Source organism: Streptococcus mitis (genome assembly GCF_005844455.1).
GTDB lineage: Bacteria > Bacillota > Bacilli > Lactobacillales > Streptococcaceae > Streptococcus > Streptococcus mitis_BF.
Genome location: NZ_SPGF01000008.1, coordinates 19,373 through 41,137, shown reverse-complemented (window position 1 = coordinate 41,137; position 21,765 = coordinate 19,373). Strand labels below are relative to the sequence as shown.

The following is a 21,765-nucleotide window of genomic DNA, read 5'->3' as shown; positions in this document are numbered from 1 at the left end:
CGATATCATAATTATGGGAGAAAGAAATGAACAAACGTCTATTTTTAAAAATAAGTCTATCTACCTTGCCAGTTTTAGCCTTGTTTTCACAACCTGTGTTAGCAGACGAAAACATCCATTTTTCTAGCTGTAAGGAAGCTTGGGCTAATGGCTATTCAGATCTTCATGAGGGGGATCCTGGTTATTCTGCCAAGTTAGACCGCGATCATGACGGTGTGGCTTGCGAATTGAAAAATGTCCCTAAGGGTGCTTTTAAAGCAAAACAAAAGACTACAACTCAAACTGATACAAGTTCAGCAACAACAAGTGGCTGGGTTAAGCAGGATGGTGCATGGTACTACTTTGATGAAAATGGAAATCCAGTGAAAAATGCTTGGCAGGGAAGCTATTACCTGAAAGCAGACGGAAAAATGGCCCAGAGCGAATGGATTTATGATGCTTTTTATCAAGCTTGGTATTATTTGAAATCAGATGGATCTTATGCAAAGAATGCATGGCAAGGAGCTTACTACCTTAAATCAAACGGTAAAATGGCACAAGGTGAATGGGTTTATGACTCTTCTTATCAAGCCTGGTATTACTTGAAATCAGATGGTTCATACGCTCGCAATGCATGGCAAGGAAATTACTATTTGAAATCAGATGGTAAAATGGCTAAAAATGAGCGAGTTGATGGAGGTCGCTACTACGTAGATGCTTTCGGCCTCTGGAAACCATAAGTCAGAATAAAATCCAGAAAGTCAATGCAAACCTTTGCATAAATGAGTGAAATTTGTTATACTAGTACTGTAAGCATTTTCAATTACTACGCAATGAAAAAGGAGAATATGATGAGTCAAAAGATTATTGGGATTGACCTTGGTGGAACTTCTATCAAATTTGCAATCTTAACAACAGCAGGAGAAATCCAAGAAAAATGGTCTATCAAGACTAACATTTTGGATGAGGGAAGTCATATCGTAGATGATATGATTGAGTCTATTCAACATCGTTTGGACTTGCTTGGATTGGTAGCAGCGGACTTCCAAGGTATTGGAATGGGATCACCAGGTGTGGTTGACCGTGAAAAAGGAACTGTTATTGGTGCCTACAACTTGAACTGGAAAACCCTTCAACCAATTAAAGAGAAAATTGAAAAAGCCTTGGGCATTCCATTCTTCATCGATAATGATGCCAACGTGGCAGCCCTTGGTGAACGTTGGATGGGGGCTGGTGACAACCAACCAGACGTTGTCTTTATGACACTCGGTACAGGTGTTGGTGGCGGTATCGTTGCAGAAGGCAAATTGCTTCACGGTGTTGCTGGTGCAGCAGGTGAGCTTGGCCACATTACTGTTGACTTTGATCAACCAATCGCATGTACTTGCGGTAAGAAAGGTTGCCTTGAGACAGTCGCTTCTGCAACAGGGATTGTCAACTTGACTCGTCGTTACGCAGATGAATACGAAGGCGATGCAGCCTTGAAACGTTTGATTGATGACGGTGAAGAAGTAACTGCTAAAACTGTCTTTGACCTTGCAAAAGAAGGAGACGACCTTGCCTTGATCGTTTACCGTAACTTCTCACGTTACTTGGGAATCGCTTGTGCCAACATCGGTTCAATCCTAAACCCATCAACAATCGTTATCGGTGGTGGTGTATCAGCTGCGGGAGAATTCCTTCTACAAGGTGTTCAAAAAGTCTATGACGAAAATAGCTTCCCACAAGTACGCACATCCACTAAATTAGCTCTTGCAACTCTAGGAAATGACGCTGGGGTTATCGGAGCAGCATCACTTGTATTGCAATAAAATAAAAAAGGAGAAAATAGCTTTCCAGAAGCGAGTGATTTTCCTCCTTTCTTTTTTATGCTATCCTAGTTAGGACAATAAATGAGGTGAGAGTAAATGACAAAAGCAGATACGATTTTTAAAGAGAATATTGAACGAATCCTCAAAGACGGTGTCTTTTCTGAGCAGGCCCGTCCTAAGTACAAGGATGGGACAGTTGCCAACTCTAAGTACGTAACGGGTACCTTTGCAGAGTATGACTTGGCCAAGGGGGAATTTCCCATCACAACCTTGCGTCCTATCGCTATCAAATCCGCCATCAAGGAAGTACTTTGGATTTACCAAGATCAGTCTAATAGCCTAGAAGTGCTAAATAGCAAGTACAATGTTCACTACTGGGATGACTGGGAAGTGGGAGATACAGGAACCATTGGTGAACGCTATGGTGCCGTTGTTAAGAAACACGATATTATTAATAAGCTTCTCAAACAGTTGGAAGCCAACCCTTGGAACCGTCGCAATATCATTTCGCTCTGGGATTACCAAGCTTTCGAAGAGACAGATGGGTTGCTCCCATGTGCCTTTCAGACCATGTTTGATGTCCGTCGTGTTGATGGGGAAATCTATCTGGATGCGACCTTGACGCAACGCTCGAATGATATGCTGGTGGCCCACCACATCAATGCTATGCAGTATGTGGCTCTTCAAATGATGATTGCCAAGCATTTTGGCTGGAAGGTTGGGAAGTTCTTCTATTTCATAAACAACCTCCATATCTATGACAATCAATTTGAACAAGCTCAGGAATTGCTCCGTCGTGAGCCGTCAAACTGCCAACCACGCTTGATTTTAAATGTTCCTGATGGGACTAATTTCTTTGATATTAAAGCAGAAGATTTTGAGTTGGTGGATTATGACCCTGTTAAGCCCCAGTTGAAGTTTGACCTAGCTATTTAAAAGAATAGAAAAAAGAAGTTGAGATAATGAATCCCAACTTCTTTTGTTTCTTAACGTGATACGCGGCGGCGAGCTGCTTTTTTACGGTTTTCTTCGATGAAAGCTGCTTTTTGTTCTTCTGGTTCGATTACTTTCTTTTTAAATGCGTATACCGCGCCTGCAAGTGCAGCGACAGTTCCTGCGACACCTGTTACAAGACCTTTAGCGAATCCTTTAGCCATGAGTCTTCCTCCTTTATATTCTCAATCAGCCAGCCTCTTCAAGAGGTCACATTTTTCTGACTGACCTTTTTGTGTTATAATAATAGTAACGAAAAAATGGGAATTTTTCAAGGAAAAAAGATGAAAACAAAAATAATTGTGATTGTTGGACCGACTGCTGTTGGGAAAACAGCCCTTGCCATTGAAGTGGCCAAGCGTTTTAATGGCGAAGTGGTTAGTGGAGATAGCCAGCAAGTCTATCGAGGACTTGATATTGGGACGGCTAAGGCTAGTCCAGAAGAGCAGGCAGCTGTTCCCCATCATTTAATCGATGTTAGAGAGGTAACCGAGTCTTACTCGGCTTTTGATTTTGTTTCAGAAGCTAAGATGGCTATTGAGGATATTCACAGCTGTGGTAAGCTAGCCATTATTGCTGGTGGAACTGGGCTTTATATCCAGAGCTTGTTAGAAGGCTACCATCTGGGTGGAGAGACCCCCCATGAGGAGATTTTGGACTATCGAGCTAGTTTGGAGCCATATTCAGATGAGGAATTAGCCCATTTGGTGGAGCAAGCAGGCCTTGAGATTCCCCAGTTTAATCGTCGTCGTGCTATGCGTGCCTTGGAAATCGCCCATTTTGGTCAGGATTTGGAAAATCAAGAAACCTTGTATGAACCATTGATTATCTGCTTGGATGATGAACGCAGTCAATTATATGAACGTATCAATCACCGCGTGGACTTGATGTTTGAGGCTGGGCTTTTGGATGAGGCCAAGTGGCTTTTTGACCATTACCCTGATGTGCAGGCTGCTAAAGGTATTGGATACAAGGAACTCTTTCCTTACTTCCGTGGAGAGCAGACCTTGGAAGAAGCCAGTGAGAGTCTCAAACAGGCGACCCGTCGTTTTGCCAAGCGTCAGTTGACCTGGTTCCGTAATCGCATGCAGGTGACCTTTTATCAGATTGGAGAATCTGGTGTACAAGACCGCATTTTAAGCCAGATAGAGGAGTTTTTAGATGATTGATACGGAAAAAAAAGAGGAGCGAGTCCTGCTGATTGGTGTGGAATTGCAGGGTATGGACAATTTTGACCTCTCCATGGAAGAATTGGCTAGTTTAGCGAAAACGGCAGGGGCAGTCGTTGTAGATAGCTACAGACAAAAACGTGAAAAATATGATTCCAAGACCTTCGTCGGCTCTGGTAAGTTGGAAGAAATTGCGCTCATGGTGGATGCAGAAGAAATTACCACTGTCATCGTCAACAACCGTCTGACCCCAAGGCAAAATGTCAATCTAGAAGAAGTTCTGGGTGTCAAGGTCATTGACCGTATGCAGTTGATTTTGGATATCTTTGCCATGCGAGCTCGAAGCCATGAAGGGAAGCTCCAAGTCCACCTAGCCCAGCTCAAGTATCTCTTGCCTCGCTTGGTTGGTCAGGGGATTATGCTCAGTCGTCAGGCTGGGGGAATTGGTTCCCGTGGTCCTGGTGAAAGCCAGCTGGAATTGAATCGTCGTAGCGTTCGCAATCAAATCACTGATATCGAGCGCCAACTCAAGGTGGTTGAGAAAAATCGGGCGACTGTCAGAGAAAAACGTCTGGAGTCCAGCACCTTTAAGATTGGTTTGATTGGTTATACCAATGCTGGAAAGTCAACTATCATGAACACCTTAACTAGCAAGACCCAGTATGAGGCAGATGAGCTCTTTGCAACTCTGGACGCGACGACTAAGAGTATCCATCTGGGGGGCAATCTTCAAGTAACTTTGACAGATACAGTTGGCTTTATCCAAGATTTGCCGACAGAGTTGGTATCCAGTTTCAAGTCTACCTTGGAAGAAAGCAAGCATGTGGACCTTCTAGTTCATGTTATCGATGCCAGCAATCCTTACCACGAGGAGCATGAAAAAACGGTTCTGTCTATCATGAAAGACTTGGACATGGAGGATATTCCTCGCCTGACCCTTTACAATAAAGCCGATTTGGTTGAGGATTTCACGCCTACCCAAACGCCATACGCCCTCATTTCTGCCAAGTCTGAGGATAGTCGTGAAAACTTGCAGGCTTTGTTTTTAGAGAAAATCAAGGATATTTTTGAAGTCTTTACCCTGCGCGTGCCTTTTTCAAAATCCTATAAAATTCATGATTTAGAAAGTGTTGCGATTCTGGAAGATCGTGACTACCAAGATGATGGAGAAGTTATTACAGGCTACATTTCTGAGAAAAATAAATGGAGGTTAGAAGAATTTTATGACTGATATTAAAACGTTGGCTCTAAAGTATGGAGGTTATACAAGTCTGGATAAGGTCTATCTGGATCAACTTCTAGCTGGTAAAACAGAACAGGAGCAGTTGGCACTCATCACGCCTCCGCCAAGTGTGGTCAATGCCTACTTTGCTGAACTTTACCAGAAAAAGAGTCCTGAAGCAGCGACGGATTATTTTGCAGAAGTCAGTCAGGAACTGAACCTCTACAATGCTGAGCCAAGTTTTACCCTAGAAAGCAAGCCTTTTATTCGGCTTAATCTGTCTGGTAAATCCTTTGGTTTTTGTTATGAGAGTGAGGGTCTGGGTCGGATTTTCTCTGAGAATGAAGAGAAGATTTCAGATGACTTGCTCTTTGAAATTGCGCAAATTTTCCCCCATCAACTCGTCTTTGAAGAGTCTGGAAAGATTTACATGAAAGCTGTCGGAGATGAGGAAGTTGTTAGTGTGGAGAGTCTTACAGCTTTGACTGATTTGGAAAGCTTAGCTGATGGTCGTAAGCGTCTCAAAGGCTACAGCCAAGAGGATTTACTGCAAGAAGCTGCTTCTTTTTCTGGCAAGCGCTATTTCCGATCGGAAAACCGCACAGCCATGTTATATATTGATTAATTAGAAAGTATCGAATGGATATTCAATTTTTAGGAACGGGGGCTGGTCAGCCCTCTAAAGCCCGCAACGTTTCAAGTCTTGCTCTGAAACTCTTGGACGAGATTAACGAAGTCTGGCTCTTTGACTGTGGAGAAGGTACGCAAAATCGCATTCTTGAGACCACAATTCGACCACGTAAGGTCAGCAAAATCTTTATCACCCACTTGCACGGAGACCACATTTTTGGCCTGCCAGGTTTCCTTTCTAGTCGTGCTTTTCAAGCCAATGAAGAGCAGACAGATTTGGAGATCTATGGACCTCAAGGAATCAAGTCCTTTGTCTTAACCAGCCTTCGTGTGTCAGGTTCGCGCCTGCCTTACCGCATTCATTTTCATGAGTTTGACCAAGATTCTTTAGGAAAAATCCTTGAAACCGATAAATTCACTGTGTATGCAGAGGAGTTGGATCACACTATTTTCTGTGTTGGTTACCGTGTCATGCAAAAGGACTTGGAAGGAACGCTGGATGCTGAAAAGCTCAAGGCTGCTGGCGTCCCATTTGGTCCACTTTTTGGAAAAATCAAAAACGGTCAGGACGTTGTTCTCGAAGATGGGACCGAAATCAAGGCAGCTGACTATATCTCAGCTCCCCGTCCGGGTAAGATTATCACTATTTTAGGAGACACTCGAAAAACGGATGCCAGTGTGCGTCTGGCTGTTAATGCAGATGTCCTTGTCCATGAGTCCACTTATGGTAAGGGAGATGAAAAAATTGCTCGAAATCATGGTCACTCAACTAATATGCAGGCTGCACAGGTTGCAGTAGAAGCAGGAGCTAAACGCCTCTTACTCAACCATATCAGTGCTCGTTTTCTCTCAAAAGATATCAGCAAGCTCAAAAAAGACGCTGCTAGTGTTTTTGAAAATGTCCATGTGGTCAAAGACTTGGAAGAAGTGGAAATCTAAAAGATTGAGAAAGGATAAGTATGCCTACTATTCTCATTACCGGAGCTAGCGGTGGTCTAGCCCAAGAAATGGTCAAACTTTTACCTGAAGACCAACTCATCTTGCTTGGTAGAAACAAGGAAAAAATGTCGGAGCTATATGGGAATCATCCACAAGCAGAATTGATTGAAATTGATATTACCGATGACTCAGCATTAGAAACTCTGGTAACCGATCTCTATCTCCGCTATGGCAAGATTGATGTCTTGATTAACAACGCTGGTTACGGTATTTTTGAGGAATTTGACCAGATTTCCGACCAAGATATTCATCAGATGTTTGAGGTCAATACCTTTGCCCTGATGAATCTATCTCGACGCCTTGCGGCCCGTATGAAAGAGAGTCGAAAAGGCCATATCATCAATATCGTTAGCATGGCAGGTTTGATTGCTACTGGCAAGTCTAGTCTCTACTCAGCGACCAAGTTTGCAGCCATTGGTTTTTCAAATGCTCTGCGCCTCGAACTCATGCCCTATGGAGTCTATGTGACAACAGTCAATCCAGGACCAATCCGCACAGGATTTTTCGACCAATCTGACCCAGATGGAACCTATCTCAAATCTGTTGAACGCTTCCTGTTGGAAGCAGATGCAGTGGCTAAAAAGATTGTCAAGATTATAGGAAAAAATAAACGAGAACTCAATCTTCCTGTTTTGTTGAATCTAGCCCATAAGTTTTATACTCTCTTTCCCAAGCTAGCTGATAAGTTGGCAGGGGAGGCTTTTAATTATAAGTAAAAAAGTTGTTCCTAAAATGGAGCAACTTTTTTGACGATTAGAACAAATCAATTCCAGTCTTATTTAATGCATGGCAATGATAAGTGAAGGCGTTGATAAAATTAGAGTAGTATTGCTGATCAATAAATTTTGCGCTTTGAAGATAATTAAATAGATTTTTGGCTAGGGGAATAGCTTCAGGTTTGTTCCATCTAAATTGATTGTAAACATGTTCAACTTCTAGGAACATGAGGGGAATAGCCAAATAGCCTCGTTCGAAGGTTTGAAGTGATTTAATTTTTTTAATAATATCATCAGCCTTTTGATAGTAACCCAGTTCAGAGAAGTATTTTGCAGAGAAAGTGAGAGCATTTAAAATACGGATGTATGTATCAGTATTAGCACTTTCTTTGTACATAAGTAGTAATTGTTTGCTCATATGGTCAATGAGTTCCATGGGACAATGATTGACAATGACGCGATAAATTTCAAGTTCGATACTATTAAAGACATCCGATTTCATTAAATGATTGATAATGTTTTGAATTCTGGCAACAGTTTTTGGACTCTTTGCTATGGTTGGATAATGTCTTAATTTAATAGATTTGAAAATCATCTCTGCTTGAAGTGAATTGTCTTTTAGATAGACATCAAATAATTTTTCGTATTCTTCAATGTAAGTGAGAATATCTTCTTCATGGACCACATGCTTGCCAAATTCAATAGCAGGTAATTCTAAGCAGTCTCCACCTTTATTTGCATAGGCTAGAACAAAATCATTCCATTCCACTCCGATAACAATTAACAGTTTGGCAAAGTTTTCAAGTGAAATTCCTTTGTCTCCTTTTTCAAATTGACTTAGGAACTGTGGTGATACGATATCTGAGGCGGCTTCCTTTAGGCTGAGTCCTCGTGCTTCGCGCAGGTACTTAAATGTAGCTCCAAATGGGTATAGATTTTCCATAAATAATCTCCTTACATACTTCTAAAACTATTATACAAAAATTTAGAGAAAAAACAGAGAAAAGAAAACTATAGTTACAAAATATTAGAATTCCATGCTATTTTTGGATTTTTTAAATAACATTGAAACTATAGTTTAAATGCCGAAAAATTTAAATATCTATTATGGTATGATAAGGGAAAGAATAGCTAAAAAGTAGGCTTGTTATACTAGTATAACAAGGATTGACTTACCACTCAATCCTATTCTATCAGTCATTAAAGGAGAAATTAACATGTCAAAAAATACTTTTAAAACCCTCACAACTTCAACAGCTATTGCACTTGCGTCTGTTGGTGTGCCTGCATTTGCTCAGGAAGCAACTGTTTCAGCGCCAGTTGACCCAACTACTGTAACTGCTGTAAACGAACCTGCTCTTGTTTCAAAACCTGTAGCCGATGCAAAACCAGAAGTAAAGAAATCTTCTGATGTCAAGCCTGCTCTTGAGGCTCAAGCATCTACTGTTAAACAAGTTGAAGCTGAAAGTGAAACAGCAAAAGCTGAAGCTACTTCTGCTAACAAAGTTGTCACAACTACCGAATCTACTTTGACAAGCGCTAAAGAGGACTTAAAATCAGCTGAAGCTGTTAAAGCCAATGCTACAGAAGAAAATATCACTGCTACAAAAGCTAAACAAGACACCAATGTAAAAGCTCAAGAAGCCAATCAAAAAGCAACTGAAGCGTCTACTGAAGCGATTAAAGCGCAAACTGAAACTGTAGCAACTGAAACTGCTAACGTTGCAAGCGCAACAAGTAAGAAAGCTGAAGTGGATAAAGCAGTAACCGCTAAAGAAGAGAATGTGAAAGCTGCTGAAGACGCGCTAAATGGTTCAGGACTTGGCGAAGCAAAAGCCTCTCTTGCACAAGCTGAAAAAGATATTGAACAAGCCAATGCGAATATCTCAAGCGCAACAAAAGCTGTCGAAACCGCTAAAAAAGCAGATAGCAACCGCGCAGAAGCCATCAAACAAGCTACAAACAATGTGAACGTCAAAAACGATGCCTTGAAATTAGCTAAAGAAATGATGGACGCCGACCAAACTAAAGTAGATTCTATCCAAGAAAAAGCAGATGCTACAGCGTCTAAAGAAAAAGAAGCGCAAACTGCGTTGGATGTGGAAAAAGCTAAGTTAAATAAATCTGAAGGAATGAACATTCCAAATCCAACATTTACTATTCCGTCAAATGTGTATAATGGATTTTCAACAGATGTATTGAAATCAGCTGGTGTGTCTTCAAATATTGTTACATTTGGACAACTATTAAAATTAGAAAAAGCTAACAAAAACAATGCAATTAAAGATGATTTAGATGATTTGATTCTCAATTCTGTAGCTGATATTGTTAAACAATCAAATTCTAATGTCAAATATGATAAAACTGATTTAAATCGTCCAGTTGATATTGACAATTTGACAGATGCTCAAAAACTTGAAATCTCAGAATTTTACGTCAATGGATTGAAACAAATCAGAAATGCATTTAAAGATTCATTTAACGTAAAACAAGAGACTGCAACAACTAAAGAAGCTATAAAACTAGCATCTCAACAAGTTGAAAAATATGAAAAACGTGGATTAGACCCAATTGTTTATGGTCACGTAGCAAATGCTGTTGAAAATATTGCTCCTACACGTTCTAATATCTCAAACATGTATGAACTAAAACAAGCTGTTTATAATGAACTAGTTGGTTCAACATATCTTGATAAATTCACAACTGCTGATGAAAATTACCCATGGGGACACCTTTATGCAAACCTAAACTTTGCAAAATATGTTGGTATTGATGTAGCTAATATCAATGGTCGTCATTACATGATTACAGCATTTTCAAATGAAGGAACTCCAGTTTCTAAATCAAATGAACTTGCCCAACTTGAAGCAAAACTAGCTGAAGCACAAAAACAAAACAGTCAAGCTCAAACTGCTCTTAGAAATGCTGAAACATCACTTGCAAACTCTGTACGCAAATTTGCTGCTGCACTCGAAGCTAGTTCGCAAGCTGACAAAGAATTGGCAAGCAAGACAGCAACACCACTTCAAACAGAAGTTGCTGAAAAGAACTTGCAATTGGCAAATCTTGCTTTAACAAATGCACAAGAACGTAAAGCAAACGCTGAAAAAGCTGTTGAAAACTTCTCAAGAAGCCAAGCAGAAAAACAAACTGCTCTTGAAACAGCTAAGGCTGAACTTGCTACAGCCAAAACTGTCCAAAAAGATGCTGAAACTGCTCTTACAAGTGCGCAAGCAAAATTGCAAGCTGAAGAAAACAAGTTGCAAGCTCTTCAAGCTGAACAAGAAAAGCTCCATGCAGAAAAAGACCAATTGGTGTCAGATGCGAAAGCAATTGCAACTGAATTGAGTGCTTATCTAAATGCAGATAAGAATCTTGCAGATGCGCAAGCAAAAGTAGCTGATTTGGAAACAAAACTAACTCAAGCAAAATCTGCTGCAAAATTGGCACAAAATAAATTGGACGCAGTTACAGCTAAATTGAAAGCTGAAAAAGCTAAATTAGCTGAAATCCAAGAAGAGTTTGATAAGTTGGTTAAGGATGAAAGAAAGGACTACTACAATTTATCAGATTGGTATCTGGAGTATCTTGCAGGGAAACCAGCGAATAAGAAAACAGATACAGAACTTAAGAAAGTAGAAGACTCAAAAGCTTCACAAGCTGGTAACTGGATTGAGTCAGCTGGTCGCTGGTGGTACAAACATGCTGACGGTTCATATACAACCAACGGTTGGGAACAAATCAAGGATAAATGGTACTACTTTGACCAAGCAGGTTGGATGCAAACTGGATGGGTCAAAACTGGTGGCACATGGTATTACTTGAACAAGTCAGGTTCAATGGCTACAGATTGGGTAAAAGACAACGGTACATGGTATTACTTGAACAAGTCAGGCTCAATGGCTACGGGTTGGATAAAATATAACGGTACATGGTATTACTTGAATAATTCAGGTTCAATGGTTACAGGCTGGGTTAAAGATAATGGTTCATGGTACTATCTTGACAAGTCAGGTGCTATGACAACAGGATGGTTTACAGTTTCTGGTAAATGGTACTACGCCTATAATTCAGGAGCTTTAGCAGTAAACACCACTACACCAGATGGATATAAGGTTAATGCTAACGGTGAGTGGGTAGAATAAGGATGAGAAAAGGAAAATGAAAAAATGGGATTATTTACAGACTCACTAAAAGTTAGTTCTGGTTTAACACTAGGACATGCAGCAACAAAAATAGGTATCCAAAAAACATTGTCAGCAGCTGAGGAGAGAGCAGCTACAAAGTTTAAAAATTATCAAGCTAGATTTTTTGACCCAATTGTACGTGAAGATTTGTGTCATTTAGAAGTCGATGGTCATTTAAGAGCTAAACACTACCCTTTCCCTGAGAAAGCTAGTGGAATAAATATTTCCGTATTACAAAAGGATGTTCAATATTTAACAAAGGAATTTAATGGTGAGGAACTAGTGAACTTTATTAAAAGACATCCATTATTTACAGCTTTTATCGTCTTGTTATTAAGTGTTCCAATCGGCTTATCAGATATTGGTTCGGTATTAGGATTTTCAGCGTTTGTTTTTGTAGTTAGGTTGATATTTGCACGACCTAAAAAATTTCAAAGATTATTGATAGAAGACGCTAAACAATACTGGAAAATTAGGGAGTATATAAGACATGCTTTAGAAGTGGGAGAATTGACACCACAAGCAAGTTTGAAAAAATTATTAAAAGCTAGATTAGTGCAACGTTTCCCAGATACTATCGAAGAAATTGAAGCACATGCATTTAATTACAGACATGGATTGTAAAAACTAAAAAACCTCGAGAACTAGATTTTATTCCTGGTTCTTGAGGTTTTTAAGTTATTCGATTTAGAGTGATTCTCAACTATCAAACTGAACTTCTTCTAGTAAATAGTCGATAAAGCGTTCGCCCATCTTAGAGAGGCTGGTTTTTTCATGCTGAATATAGATCAGCTCAATCGGGTCGTCAATGTCCAATGGGATGGAAACGATGTTGTCTCCGTTAAGATTACTGTTCAAAATCCCTGTCGCAATGGTGTAACCATCCAAACCAATCAAGAGATTAAAGAGGGTGGCACGGTCACTAACCACGATGGATTTTTTGTGGTGTTCTTGGGAAAGGATTTCCTCTGAGAAGTAGAAGGAATTGTGCGTTCCTTGGTCATAGCTGAGATAAGGGAAGTTTTCCAAATCAGACAGTTTCACCTTGTATTTCTTTGCCAGAGGATTGGTCTTGCTGACAAAGATATGGGGCTGGGCTGTGAAAAGATGATGAGCTAGTAGGTGGTTGTCATCCAGCATTTTTGTCAAAACGTCACGGTTGTAGCTGTTCAAAAAGAGGACACCGACCTCACTACGGAAGTTCTTGACGTCGTCGATAATCTCCCAAGTCCGCGTTTCACGAAGAAAAAGCTCGTATTTTTCCATATCGCTTTTCTTGAGCAGAGAGACGAAAGCATTGACCACAAAGGCATAGTGCTGGGAGGAAACGCTGAAGAGTTCGCGGTGGGCGACAGGATTTTTATAGCGTTCTTCTAGAAGCTGAGTTTGCTCGACAACCTGACGGGCATAAGAGAGAAACTCCATGCCATCACGGGTCAAGGTGATACCCTTGGGATTGCGGATAAAGATCTCAATGCCCATCTCGTTTTCCAAATCTCTCACAGCATTAGAAAGACTAGGCTGAGTGATAAAGAGCTGTTTGGCTGCCTCATTCATGGAGCCAGTTTCGACGATTTTGATAATATAATGTAATTGTTGAATTCTCATGTTTTTATTGTACCACACTTGAGTCAGAATCGCCAAAGAAGATAGGAAAATCAGGAGCATTGTGTAAGTCTCTTCTTGAAAAAAACACAAAATTTTGCTAGAATGAGTCTTATGAAAACATTCTATGATGTGCAGCAATTCCTCAAACGATTTGGTATTATTGTTTACATGGGAAAACGCTTATATGATATTGAACTGATGAAGCTGGAACTCTCTCGGATTTACGATGCAGGGTTGATGGACAAACTAGACTATCTAGAAGCAGAAGCGGTTCTTCGCAGAGAGCACAAGGTAGAATTGGATTATATTGAGAAAAATGGAGAAAAGAACTAATGGTTACTTGGATTTTGTGGGCACTTATACTGGCAATGTTGGCGTGGATGGGCTTTAACTATCTTCGTATTCGCCGTGCGGCTAAAATTGTAGACAATGAGGAGTTTGAAGCCTTGATTCGTACGGGTCAATTGATTGATTTGCGCGACCCAGCAGAATTCCACAGAAAACATATCCTTGGAGCTCGCAATATTCCTTCAAGTCAGTTGAAGACTAGTCTTGCAGCCCTTCGTAAGGATAAACCTGTCCTTCTCTACGAAAACCAACGTGCGCAACGTGTCACAAATGCGGCCCTTTACTTGAAAAAACAAGGTTTTTCTGAGATTTATATCCTTTCTTATGGCTTGGATTCTTGGAAAGGGAAAGTCAAAGTTGAGAAATAAGAAAACGAGCTTGGATATTTCCGAGCTCATTTTTTAACCACTTTTTCTGAGAAATTCACGAATGATTTCTATTTCATCCGAGTTTAGGGGTCGATAGTCTCCTTCTTTTAGATTGTCATCCAAACTCCAAGGCCCAAAATGGGTGCGTTTGAGGGAGGTCACCTTAACGCCGACCGAGAGGAACATTTTCTTGACTTGATGAAATTTTCCTTCTGAAATAGTGATAGAGGCTTGACTGAGGGAAGGACTTGCGGATAGAATTTCTAGCCTAGCAGGTTTACAGACAGTGCCATCTAAAAAGACAATTCCCTTTTGAAAGGCTTGAATATGGTCAGGTGTCAGGAGTCCATTAACCTCAACTTGGTAGATCTTATCGACATGATATTGGGGATGGAGGAGTTGAAAACCCAAGGGGCCGTTGTCGGTTAAAAGGAGAAGGCCTGTCGTATCTCGGTCCAGTCGACCGACGGCATAGAGCTTGTCAGACTGGATGTTAGGTGGAAGGAGATCCATAACGGTTGGGAGTTCCTTGTCTTTGTTGGCTGTCACGACACCGGCAGGTTTATAAAGCATAAGGTAGGTGTGCTTATAGCCTTGAATGATACGGCTCTGAAAACGGAGTTCTTGTAGTCCTGTATCGATATTCTGGGCTAGGGAGCTAGCAGGGCAACCATCAACTAGAATTTCCCCTTTAAGTAAGGCTTGTTTCATGGCCTTTCGGCTGATTTTTTCTTGGGCTAATAAATTATCTAAACGCATACTGTGCCTATCTTATCATAAGTTGTTTGCTTTGAAAAGGCTTGACGTGAAAAGAAAAGCAGAGTGAAAACATTTACACTTGCTTGAGTTATGTTATTTACTTGAAAATATGGTATAATCGTTCAGTTAGAAAATAAATTTTGAATATTATAGAGGAAATCATGACAAAATTAAGAGAAGATATCCGTAACATTGCGATTATCGCCCACGTTGACCACGGTAAAACAACCCTCGTTGACGAATTATTGAAACAATCAGAAACGCTCGATGCACGTACTGAATTGGCAGAGCGTGCTATGGACTCAAACGACATCGAAAAAGAGCGTGGAATCACCATCCTTGCGAAAAACACTGCCGTAGCTTACAACGGAACCCGTATCAATATCATGGATACACCAGGACACGCGGACTTCGGTGGAGAAGTTGAGCGTATTATGAAAATGGTTGATGGTGTTGTCTTGGTCGTAGATGCCTACGAAGGAACCATGCCACAGACTCGTTTCGTATTGAAAAAAGCCTTGGAACAGGACCTTGTTCCAATCGTGGTTGTCAACAAAATCGACAAACCATCAGCTCGTCCAGCAGAAGTAGTGGACGAAGTCTTGGAACTCTTCATCGAGCTTGGTGCAGATGATGACCAGCTTGATTTCCCAGTTGTTTATGCTTCAGCGATTAACGGGACATCTTCCTTGTCAGATGATCCAGCTGATCAAGAAAAAACAATGGCACCAATCTTTGACACCATTATCGATCATATCCCTGCTCCAGTAGATAACTCAGATGATCCTTTGCAGTTCCAAGTGTCACTTTTGGACTACAACGACTTCGTAGGTCGTATCGGTATCGGTCGTGTCTTCCGTGGTAGTGTGAAAGTTGGAGACCAAGTTACCCTTTCTAAACTAGATGGTACAACGAAGAACTTCCGTGTTACAAAACTCTTCGGTTTCTTTGGTTTGGAACGTCGTGAAATCCAAGAAGCCAAAGCAGGTGACTTGATTGCCGTATCCGGTATGGAAGATATCTTTGTTGGTGAAACTATTACTCCGACGGATGCCATTGAACCACTTCCAATCCTACACATCGATGAGCCAACCCTTCAAATGACCTTCTTGGTCAACAACTCACCATTTGCAGGTCGTGAAGGAAAATGGGTGACTTCTCGTAAGGTGGCAGAACGCTTGCAGGCCGAATTGCAAACAGACGTTTCCCTTCGTGTTGACCCAACTGACTCTCCAGATAAATGGACAGTTTCAGGTCGTGGAGAATTGCACTTGTCAATCCTTATCGAAACTATGCGTCGTGAGGGTTATGAACTTCAAGTATCTCGTCCAGAAGTTATCGTAAAAGAGATTGATGGTGTTAAATGTGAACCATTTGAACGTGTTCAAATCGATACTCCAGAAGAATACCAAGGATCCGTTATCCAAAGCCTTTCTGAACGTAAGGGTGAAATGTTGGATATGATTTCAACTGGTAATGGTCAAACTCGTTTGGTCTTCCTTGTTCCAGCGCGTGGTTTGATCGGTTACTCAACTGAGTTCTTGTCAATGACTCGTGGTTACGGTATCATGAACCATACCTTTGACCAATACTTGCCATTGATTCCAGGAGAAATTGGCGGACGTCACCGTGGTGCTCTTGTTTCTATAGATGCTGGTAAGGCTACAACTTACTCAATCATGTCTATCGAAGAACGTGGTACAATCTTTGTCAATCCAGGTACTGAAGTTTACGAAGGAATGATCATCGGTGAAAACTCTCGTGAAAACGACTTGACAGTTAACATCACTAAGGCTAAACAAATGACCAACGTTCGTTCAGCTACTAAGGACCAAACAGCTGTTATCAAGACACCTCGTATCTTGACACTTGAAGAGTCTCTTGAGTTCTTGAACGACGATGAGTACATGGAAGTAACGCCTGAGTCTATCCGTTTGCGTAAACAAATCCTTAACAAGGCAGAACGTGAGAAAGCTAACAAGAAGAAAAAATCAGCTGAATAAGAGCTAGAAAGAGATAGAGATGGTTTATTTAATCATAGGAATCCTCTTATTACTACTCTATGTATTTGCGACACCACAAAGCATTAAAGGAACAGTCAATATTGTCCTTGTCGTCTTTGCTTTCGTAGCACTTTTGATTTTATTAATGCTATCTGTTCTGCAAATCTTTCAGCTACCGACAGAATTCTTCATCGCAGTCGCTATGCTCTTCCTAGCATACTTTAGCTTGCGAGATATTACCCTCATGTCGGTTAATAAAAGTAAAAGAAGATAAAAAGAGAGTTTCGGCTCTCTTTTTTGCTAGGAATTTTACAGTAGTTCGAATTGCTTTTTAGTTAATATAGTAGATTGAAACAAGATGTGAACAAATCGATTAGGAAAGTAAAATTAATTTCTAGAAATATTTTAACAGTTATAACGTACTATTCCAGATTCAATCTACTATATCATCTCTTTTGCTTGGATAGTATGAATGGTAAAAACTGATATTAAATTCTTTTCCGACATCTATTTTTTAGGGAACTGTAAAATTCTATTACTAATAATATTTTAGTAAAATATGTTGATAGATTATACAGAAAGTGATATACTTAAGTTATAAGAAATCGTTTTCAAAATAAGAAAGGATTAAATTTATACTCAATGAAAATCAAAGAGCAAACTAGGAAACTAGCTGCAGGCTGTACTTGAGTACGGCAAGGCGACGTTGACGCGGTTTGAATTTGATTTTTGAAGAGTATTATTGTCTTGTTGTTCAGGGTGTGATTGATTAAACTAGGAAAATAATTCTAAGAATTTGTAAAATGTAAAATTTCTTTCTATAGAGTTATTCTCTTATACAAGGAGTCTACTATGAAGAAACTATTCATATTATTATCAACTTTTTTTCTCAGCTTCTTCCTTGCTTGGATTATTGTCTTACGTGCTCCACAATATTTATATGCAAGCTATGATTCCGTTACTTTACTTCGTGTCAAAAAAGATACTCAGGAACTGACGCGTGAGGTATTTGAACAGGAATTAGAGAATTTTGTAAACTCGGAACAGAGTTTAATAGCTAGGAGAATTGTAGAGCCGAGTAAGGATGGGACGACTCACTTTACTTATGCAACTTATGGTCAGGGAACTTTACCAAAAGAATTCCAAGAAGCTAGCCAAGAAAGTCGTGAACGTAGTGATCCGCTAAATAGTTATCTCCTTTTGTCAGGCTCCTTGACGAAAGAAAAGCTTGCCGATAAATTAGGAGATTTGGGTTATAAAGCAATTCCTGACCGAAAGACACCGCCCTATTCTCTTGCTTCTAGAATGTTACTAATTCCCCTTATTTTAATTAGTTTAGCAATATTTGGCTTATCTTTCTTTGCTTTAGTGATTATCACTCGGATTAAGGAAATGAGAGCAGCAGGTATAAAACTCTTTTCTGGTCAGACTCTCTTATCCATCATGGGGCATTCTTTATCTACTGATATCAAATGGCTCCTTCTATCAGCCCTCCTTTCCTTCCTAGGTGGGGGAGTCGTTCTTTTTAGTCAAGGTTTGTTTTATCCTATCTTGTTAGCCACCTATGGTTTTGGGATTAGTTTCTATCTGTTGTTTTTATTGGCGATTTCAATTTTACTAATGCTTCTTTATCTAATGAGTTTGAGTTACAAAGCATTAGTTCCTGTTATTAAAGGGAGATTACCCCTTAAACGCTTGATGATTTTAACCTTATTGTGTCAGTTAGTAGCTGTTTTTACAGTGGGATACGCTGTTAAGACAGGCTTGACGTCTTACCAACGATTGAAAGAACTTGAAATTTCAAAACAAGCATGGAAGGACAGAGCAGACTATTATCAAATTTCTTTTGGCTTAGGTGATAGAGTAAATGATACAGAAAATCAGAATAAGTGGTATGAATTTTCTAAAGAAGCAGTTGAAAAAGAACAGGCTCTATTTGTAAAAGATAATCTCATTCATTTTGCAAATCCTCAAGGAAAAAATAAAAACGGAGAGACACTGGATACCTATAGTCCAGATGCTAATGTTCTTTATGTCAGCCCAAGTTATTTGGACAAGGAAAATGTTACTGTAAATGATGATACTAGACAGAAACTAGCTCATCTTCAAAAAGGGGAGTTTGGACTCTTATTACCAGAATCTCTTCGTTCACAGGAAGCAGAACTTAAGAAAGTTTTTGAAGAAAGATTGAGTTATTATGGAAAATCTGGTGAGGAGGCAAGTGCTCCTTTAGAGTATGAAATGAGAGCGATTGTTAGCTATCTTCCAACTGGAGAAAAGCGGTTTGTTTATAATAACGGTGAAAGCCCAGTATCCATCCAGTACTTAACTGATCCGATTTTAGTTGTATTTACTCCAACATCTACAGGTGATAGTATCATTTCCAAATCTATTTGGTCTATCAATGCTGGAAAACAACTCTTTATAAAAGGATATGAGAGTGGGCTAGCTCTCTTGAAGAAAGCTGGAATTTATGAGCAAGTATCCTACCTTAAAGAAGGGAGAAGTGTTTATCTAACTCGTTATAATGAAGTTAAAACTGAAACAGCAACTTTAATCCTAGGAGCTATTGTTGGAATAGCTAGTTCCTTGTTACTCTTTTATTCTGTCAATCTTCTATATTTCGAGCAATTCCGCCGAGATATCTTGATTAAACGAATTTCAGGTTTACGATTTTTTGAAACACATGCTCAGTATATGGTTAGCCAATTTGCCAGTTTTGTATTTGGTGCTAGTCTCTTTATTTTAAGCAGTCGAGACTTGGTGATTGGCTTGCTCACTTTATTAGTCTTTCTAGCTAGTGCAGTTTTGACGCTTTACCGTCAAGCTCATAAAGAATCTCGTGTTTCTATGACAATTATGAAAGGAAAATAGGATGATTGAACTAAAGAATATATCTAAAAAGTTTGGAAGCCGTCAGCTATTTTCAGATACGAATCTTCATTTTGAAGGTGGGAAAATTTATGCCTTAATCGGTACAAGTGGCTGTGGTAAGACAACACTCTTGAATATGATTGGACGATTAGAGCCATATGACAAAGGGCAAATCATCTATGATGGCACCTCTCTTAAAGACATTAAGCCCTCTGTTTTCTTTAGAGATTACTTAGGATACCTATTTCAAGATTTTGGCTTAATTGAAAGCCAAACCGTCAAAGAGAATCTCAATCTGGGTTTAGTTGGCAAAAAGTTGAAAGAAAAAGAGAAAATGTCTTTGATGAAACAAGCTCTAAACCGTGTCAACCTCTCCTATTTAGATTTAAAGCAACCTATCTTTGAATTATCAGGAGGAGAAGCACAACGTGTTGCACTAGCGAAGATAATTTTAAAGGATCCACCTTTGATCCTCGCAGATGAACCAACCGCTTCCTTAGATCCCAAAAACTCTGAGGAATTACTTTCTATTCTAGAATCTTTAAAAAATCCGAATCGAACCATTATTATTGCGACCCATAATCCTCTGATTTGGGAGCAAGTGGACCAAGTCATTCGAGTTACCGATTTATCACATAGATGATAAGGTAAAATTCAGTTAGAAGAAAGAGTCACAAACACACTTTGTGGCTTTTTTATTTCCATAAAAATGGTAAAATAGTAGGAGTAGAAATGGAGTTTGAGACATGAAAGTAATAGATCAATTTAAAAATAAGAAAGTCCTTGTTTTAGGTTTGGCCAAGTCTGGTGAATCTGCAGCTCGTTTGTTGGACAAGCTAGGCGCTATTGTGACAGTAAATGACGGGAAACCTTTTGAGGACAATCCAGCTGCCCAAAGTTTGCTGGAAGAAGGGATCAAGGTCATCACAGGTGGTCATCCTTTGGAACTCTTGGATGAAGAGTTTGCCTTTATGGTGAAAAATCCAGGTATCCCCTACAGCAATCCCATGATTGAAAAGGCTTTGGCAAAGGGTATTCCAGTCTTGACTGAGGTGGAATTGGCTTACTTGATTTCAGAAGCACCGATTGTTGGTATTACTGGTTCAAATGGAAAAACAACCACAACGACCATGATTGGGGAAGTTTTGACTGCTGCTGGCCAACATGGTCTTTTATCAGGAAATATCGGCTATCCAGCCAGTCAAGTGGCTCAAACTGCGTCAGATAAGGATACGCTTGTCATGGAGCTTTCTTCTTTCCAACTCATGGGCGTTCAAGAATTCCATCCTGAGATTGCGGTTATTACCAACCTCATGCCAACTCATATCGACTACCATGGATCATTTGAGGAATATGTGGCAGCCAAGTGGAATATCCAAAACAAGATGACAGCGGATGATTTCCTTGTCTTGAACTTTAACCAAGACTTGGCAAAAGAATTGGCTAGCAAAACACAAGCTACTGTTGTTCCATTTTCAACACTTGAAAAGGTTGATGGAGCTTATCTGGAAGATGGTCAACTCTACTTCCGTGGAGAAGTGGTCATGGCAGCTAGTGAAATTGGAGTTCCAGGTAGCCACAATGTGGAAAATGCCCTTGCGACTATTGCAGTAGCCAAGCTCCGCGGCGTGGACAATCAAACCATCAAGGAAACTCTTTCAGCCTTTGGTGGTGTCAAACACCGTCTCCAATTTGTGGATGAAATTAAGGGTGTCAAATTCTATAATGATAGCAAGTCAACCAATATCTTGGCGACTCAAAAAGCCTTGTCAGGATTTGACAACAGCAAGGTCATCTTGATTGCAGGTGGTTTGGACCGTGGGAATGAGTTTGATGAATTGGTTCCAGACATTACTGGACTTAAGAAGATGGTCATCCTCGGTCAGTCTGCAGAACGTGTCAAACGGGCAGCAGATAAAGCTGGTGTGGTTTATGTGGATGCGACAGATATTGCAGATGCGACTCGCAAGGCCTATGAGCTTGCGACTCAAGGAGATGTGGTTCTTCTTAGTCCTGCCAATGCTAGCTGGGATATGTATGCTAACTTTGAAGTACGTGGCGACCTCTTTATCGACACAGTAGCGGAGTTAAAGGAATAA

Annotated in this window: 20 protein-coding genes and 2 pseudogenes; 18 read left to right on the top strand and 4 right to left on the bottom strand. The window is 40.1% G+C overall.

Annotated features, from left to right (window positions below; all coding sequences use genetic code 11):
• Positions 1-26: 26 nt before the first annotated feature.
• From FGQ53_RS02845 to FGQ53_RS02835, 3 genes are all read left to right on the top strand, one after another.
• Positions 27-719: an excalibur calcium-binding domain-containing protein gene (locus FGQ53_RS02845; protein ID WP_138335596.1), complete on the top strand. Its 693-nt coding sequence runs from the start codon at positions 27-29 to the stop codon at positions 717-719.
• Between the two features lie 111 nt (positions 720-830).
• Positions 831-1,790 (top strand): ROK family glucokinase, encoded by a 960-nt coding sequence (locus FGQ53_RS02840; protein WP_138335594.1) that lies wholly within the window; start codon positions 831-833, stop codon positions 1,788-1,790.
• Between the two features lie 96 nt (positions 1,791-1,886).
• Complete coding sequence (locus tag FGQ53_RS02835) at positions 1,887-2,726, top strand: thymidylate synthase (protein WP_138335592.1); 840 nt, start codon at positions 1,887-1,889, stop codon at positions 2,724-2,726.
• A 50-nt stretch (positions 2,727-2,776) separates the two neighbouring features.
• Here FGQ53_RS02835 and FGQ53_RS02830 read toward each other — a convergent pair whose 3' ends face one another.
• The gene (locus FGQ53_RS02830; protein ID WP_001051777.1) at positions 2,777-2,947 is read right to left on the bottom strand and encodes a DUF3042 family protein; all 171 of its coding nucleotides are present in this window, start codon (positions 2,945-2,947) and stop codon (positions 2,777-2,779) included.
• A gap of 120 nt (positions 2,948-3,067) precedes the next feature.
• Here FGQ53_RS02830 and miaA point away from each other — a divergent pair, with 120 nt between their 5' ends.
• Genes miaA through FGQ53_RS02805 form a run of 5 tightly spaced genes read left to right on the top strand, consistent with a single transcriptional unit; the run spans position 3,068 to position 7,519 of the window.
• Positions 3,068-3,952: a tRNA (adenosine(37)-N6)-dimethylallyltransferase MiaA gene (miaA, locus tag FGQ53_RS02825; RefSeq protein WP_138335590.1), complete on the top strand. Its 885-nt coding sequence runs from the start codon at positions 3,068-3,070 to the stop codon at positions 3,950-3,952.
• Positions 3,945-5,183: a GTPase HflX gene (gene hflX / locus FGQ53_RS02820; protein WP_138335588.1), complete on the top strand. Its 1,239-nt coding sequence runs from the start codon at positions 3,945-3,947 to the stop codon at positions 5,181-5,183. The genes miaA and hflX overlap by 8 nt, the downstream gene beginning before the upstream one ends.
• A complete protein-coding gene (locus FGQ53_RS02815) occupies positions 5,176-5,799 on the top strand; it encodes a cystathionine beta-lyase (protein ID WP_138335586.1) in 624 nt (207 codons plus the stop codon). The genes hflX and FGQ53_RS02815 overlap by 8 nt, the downstream gene beginning before the upstream one ends.
• Before the next feature lie 14 nt (positions 5,800-5,813).
• Entirely contained in the window at positions 5,814-6,743 is a 930-nt protein-coding gene (gene rnz, locus FGQ53_RS02810) for a ribonuclease Z (RefSeq protein ID WP_138335584.1), read from the top strand.
• A 20-nt stretch (positions 6,744-6,763) separates the two neighbouring features.
• On the top strand, positions 6,764-7,519 hold the full coding sequence (locus FGQ53_RS02805) for an SDR family NAD(P)-dependent oxidoreductase (RefSeq protein WP_138335581.1): 756 nt from the start codon (positions 6,764-6,766) through the stop codon (positions 7,517-7,519).
• A gap of 37 nt (positions 7,520-7,556) precedes the next feature.
• Here the strand turns inward: FGQ53_RS02805 and FGQ53_RS02800 are convergent, their stop codons facing one another.
• On the bottom strand, positions 7,557-8,462 hold the full coding sequence (locus tag FGQ53_RS02800; RefSeq protein WP_138335580.1) for a helix-turn-helix domain-containing protein: 906 nt from the start codon (positions 8,460-8,462) through the stop codon (positions 7,557-7,559).
• A 274-nt stretch (positions 8,463-8,736) separates the two neighbouring features.
• On the opposite strand from FGQ53_RS02800, the pseudogene FGQ53_RS12190 reads away from it, so the two are divergent.
• From FGQ53_RS12190 to FGQ53_RS02790, 3 genes and pseudogenes are all read left to right on the top strand, one after another.
• Positions 8,737-10,668, top strand: a pseudogene (locus tag FGQ53_RS12190) (SEC10/PgrA surface exclusion domain-containing protein); the annotation flags it as partial.
• Positions 10,669-11,229: 561 nt separating this feature from the next.
• Positions 11,230-11,664, top strand: a pseudogene (locus FGQ53_RS12265) (hypothetical protein); the annotation flags it as partial.
• A gap of 24 nt (positions 11,665-11,688) precedes the next feature.
• On the top strand, positions 11,689-12,330 hold the full coding sequence (locus tag FGQ53_RS02790; protein WP_138335578.1) for a hypothetical protein: 642 nt from the start codon (positions 11,689-11,691) through the stop codon (positions 12,328-12,330).
• A gap of 75 nt (positions 12,331-12,405) precedes the next feature.
• Here FGQ53_RS02790 and FGQ53_RS02785 read toward each other — a convergent pair whose 3' ends face one another.
• Positions 12,406-13,314, bottom strand: a complete 909-nt coding sequence (locus FGQ53_RS02785) for a LysR family transcriptional regulator (RefSeq protein ID WP_138335604.1) — start codon at positions 13,312-13,314, stop codon at positions 12,406-12,408.
• A gap of 102 nt (positions 13,315-13,416) precedes the next feature.
• On the opposite strand from FGQ53_RS02785, the gene FGQ53_RS02780 reads away from it, so the two are divergent.
• Positions 13,417-13,647, top strand: a complete 231-nt coding sequence (locus tag FGQ53_RS02780) for a YqgQ family protein (protein ID WP_001808324.1) — start codon at positions 13,417-13,419, stop codon at positions 13,645-13,647.
• Entirely contained in the window at positions 13,647-14,030 is a 384-nt protein-coding gene (locus tag FGQ53_RS02775; protein ID WP_000259257.1) for a rhodanese-like domain-containing protein, read from the top strand. Before FGQ53_RS02780 ends, FGQ53_RS02775 begins: the two co-directional genes overlap by 1 nt.
• A 33-nt stretch (positions 14,031-14,063) precedes the next feature.
• Here FGQ53_RS02775 and FGQ53_RS02770 read toward each other — a convergent pair whose 3' ends face one another.
• On the bottom strand, positions 14,064-14,789 hold the full coding sequence (locus FGQ53_RS02770) for a 16S rRNA pseudouridine(516) synthase (RefSeq protein ID WP_138335576.1): 726 nt from the start codon (positions 14,787-14,789) through the stop codon (positions 14,064-14,066).
• Between the two features lie 161 nt (positions 14,790-14,950).
• On the opposite strand from FGQ53_RS02770, the gene typA reads away from it, so the two are divergent.
• From typA to murD, 5 genes are all read left to right on the top strand, one after another.
• Positions 14,951-16,792, top strand: coding sequence for a translational GTPase TypA (gene typA, locus FGQ53_RS02765; RefSeq protein WP_138335575.1), 1,842 nt, complete (start codon positions 14,951-14,953; stop codon positions 16,790-16,792).
• 19 nt (positions 16,793-16,811) lie between these two features.
• On the top strand, positions 16,812-17,066 hold the full coding sequence (locus FGQ53_RS02760; RefSeq protein ID WP_138335573.1) for a DUF3165 family protein: 255 nt from the start codon (positions 16,812-16,814) through the stop codon (positions 17,064-17,066).
• Between the two features lie 578 nt (positions 17,067-17,644).
• A complete protein-coding gene (locus FGQ53_RS02755) occupies positions 17,645-19,666 on the top strand; it encodes a bacteriocin-associated integral membrane family protein (protein WP_138335571.1) in 2,022 nt (673 codons plus the stop codon).
• Between the two features lies 1 nt (position 19,667).
• Complete coding sequence (locus tag FGQ53_RS02750) at positions 19,668-20,309, top strand: ABC transporter ATP-binding protein (protein ID WP_000571287.1); 642 nt, start codon at positions 19,668-19,670, stop codon at positions 20,307-20,309.
• Between the two features lie 103 nt (positions 20,310-20,412).
• Positions 20,413-21,765 (top strand): UDP-N-acetylmuramoyl-L-alanine--D-glutamate ligase, encoded by a 1,353-nt coding sequence (gene murD, locus FGQ53_RS02745; protein WP_138335569.1) that lies wholly within the window; start codon positions 20,413-20,415, stop codon positions 21,763-21,765.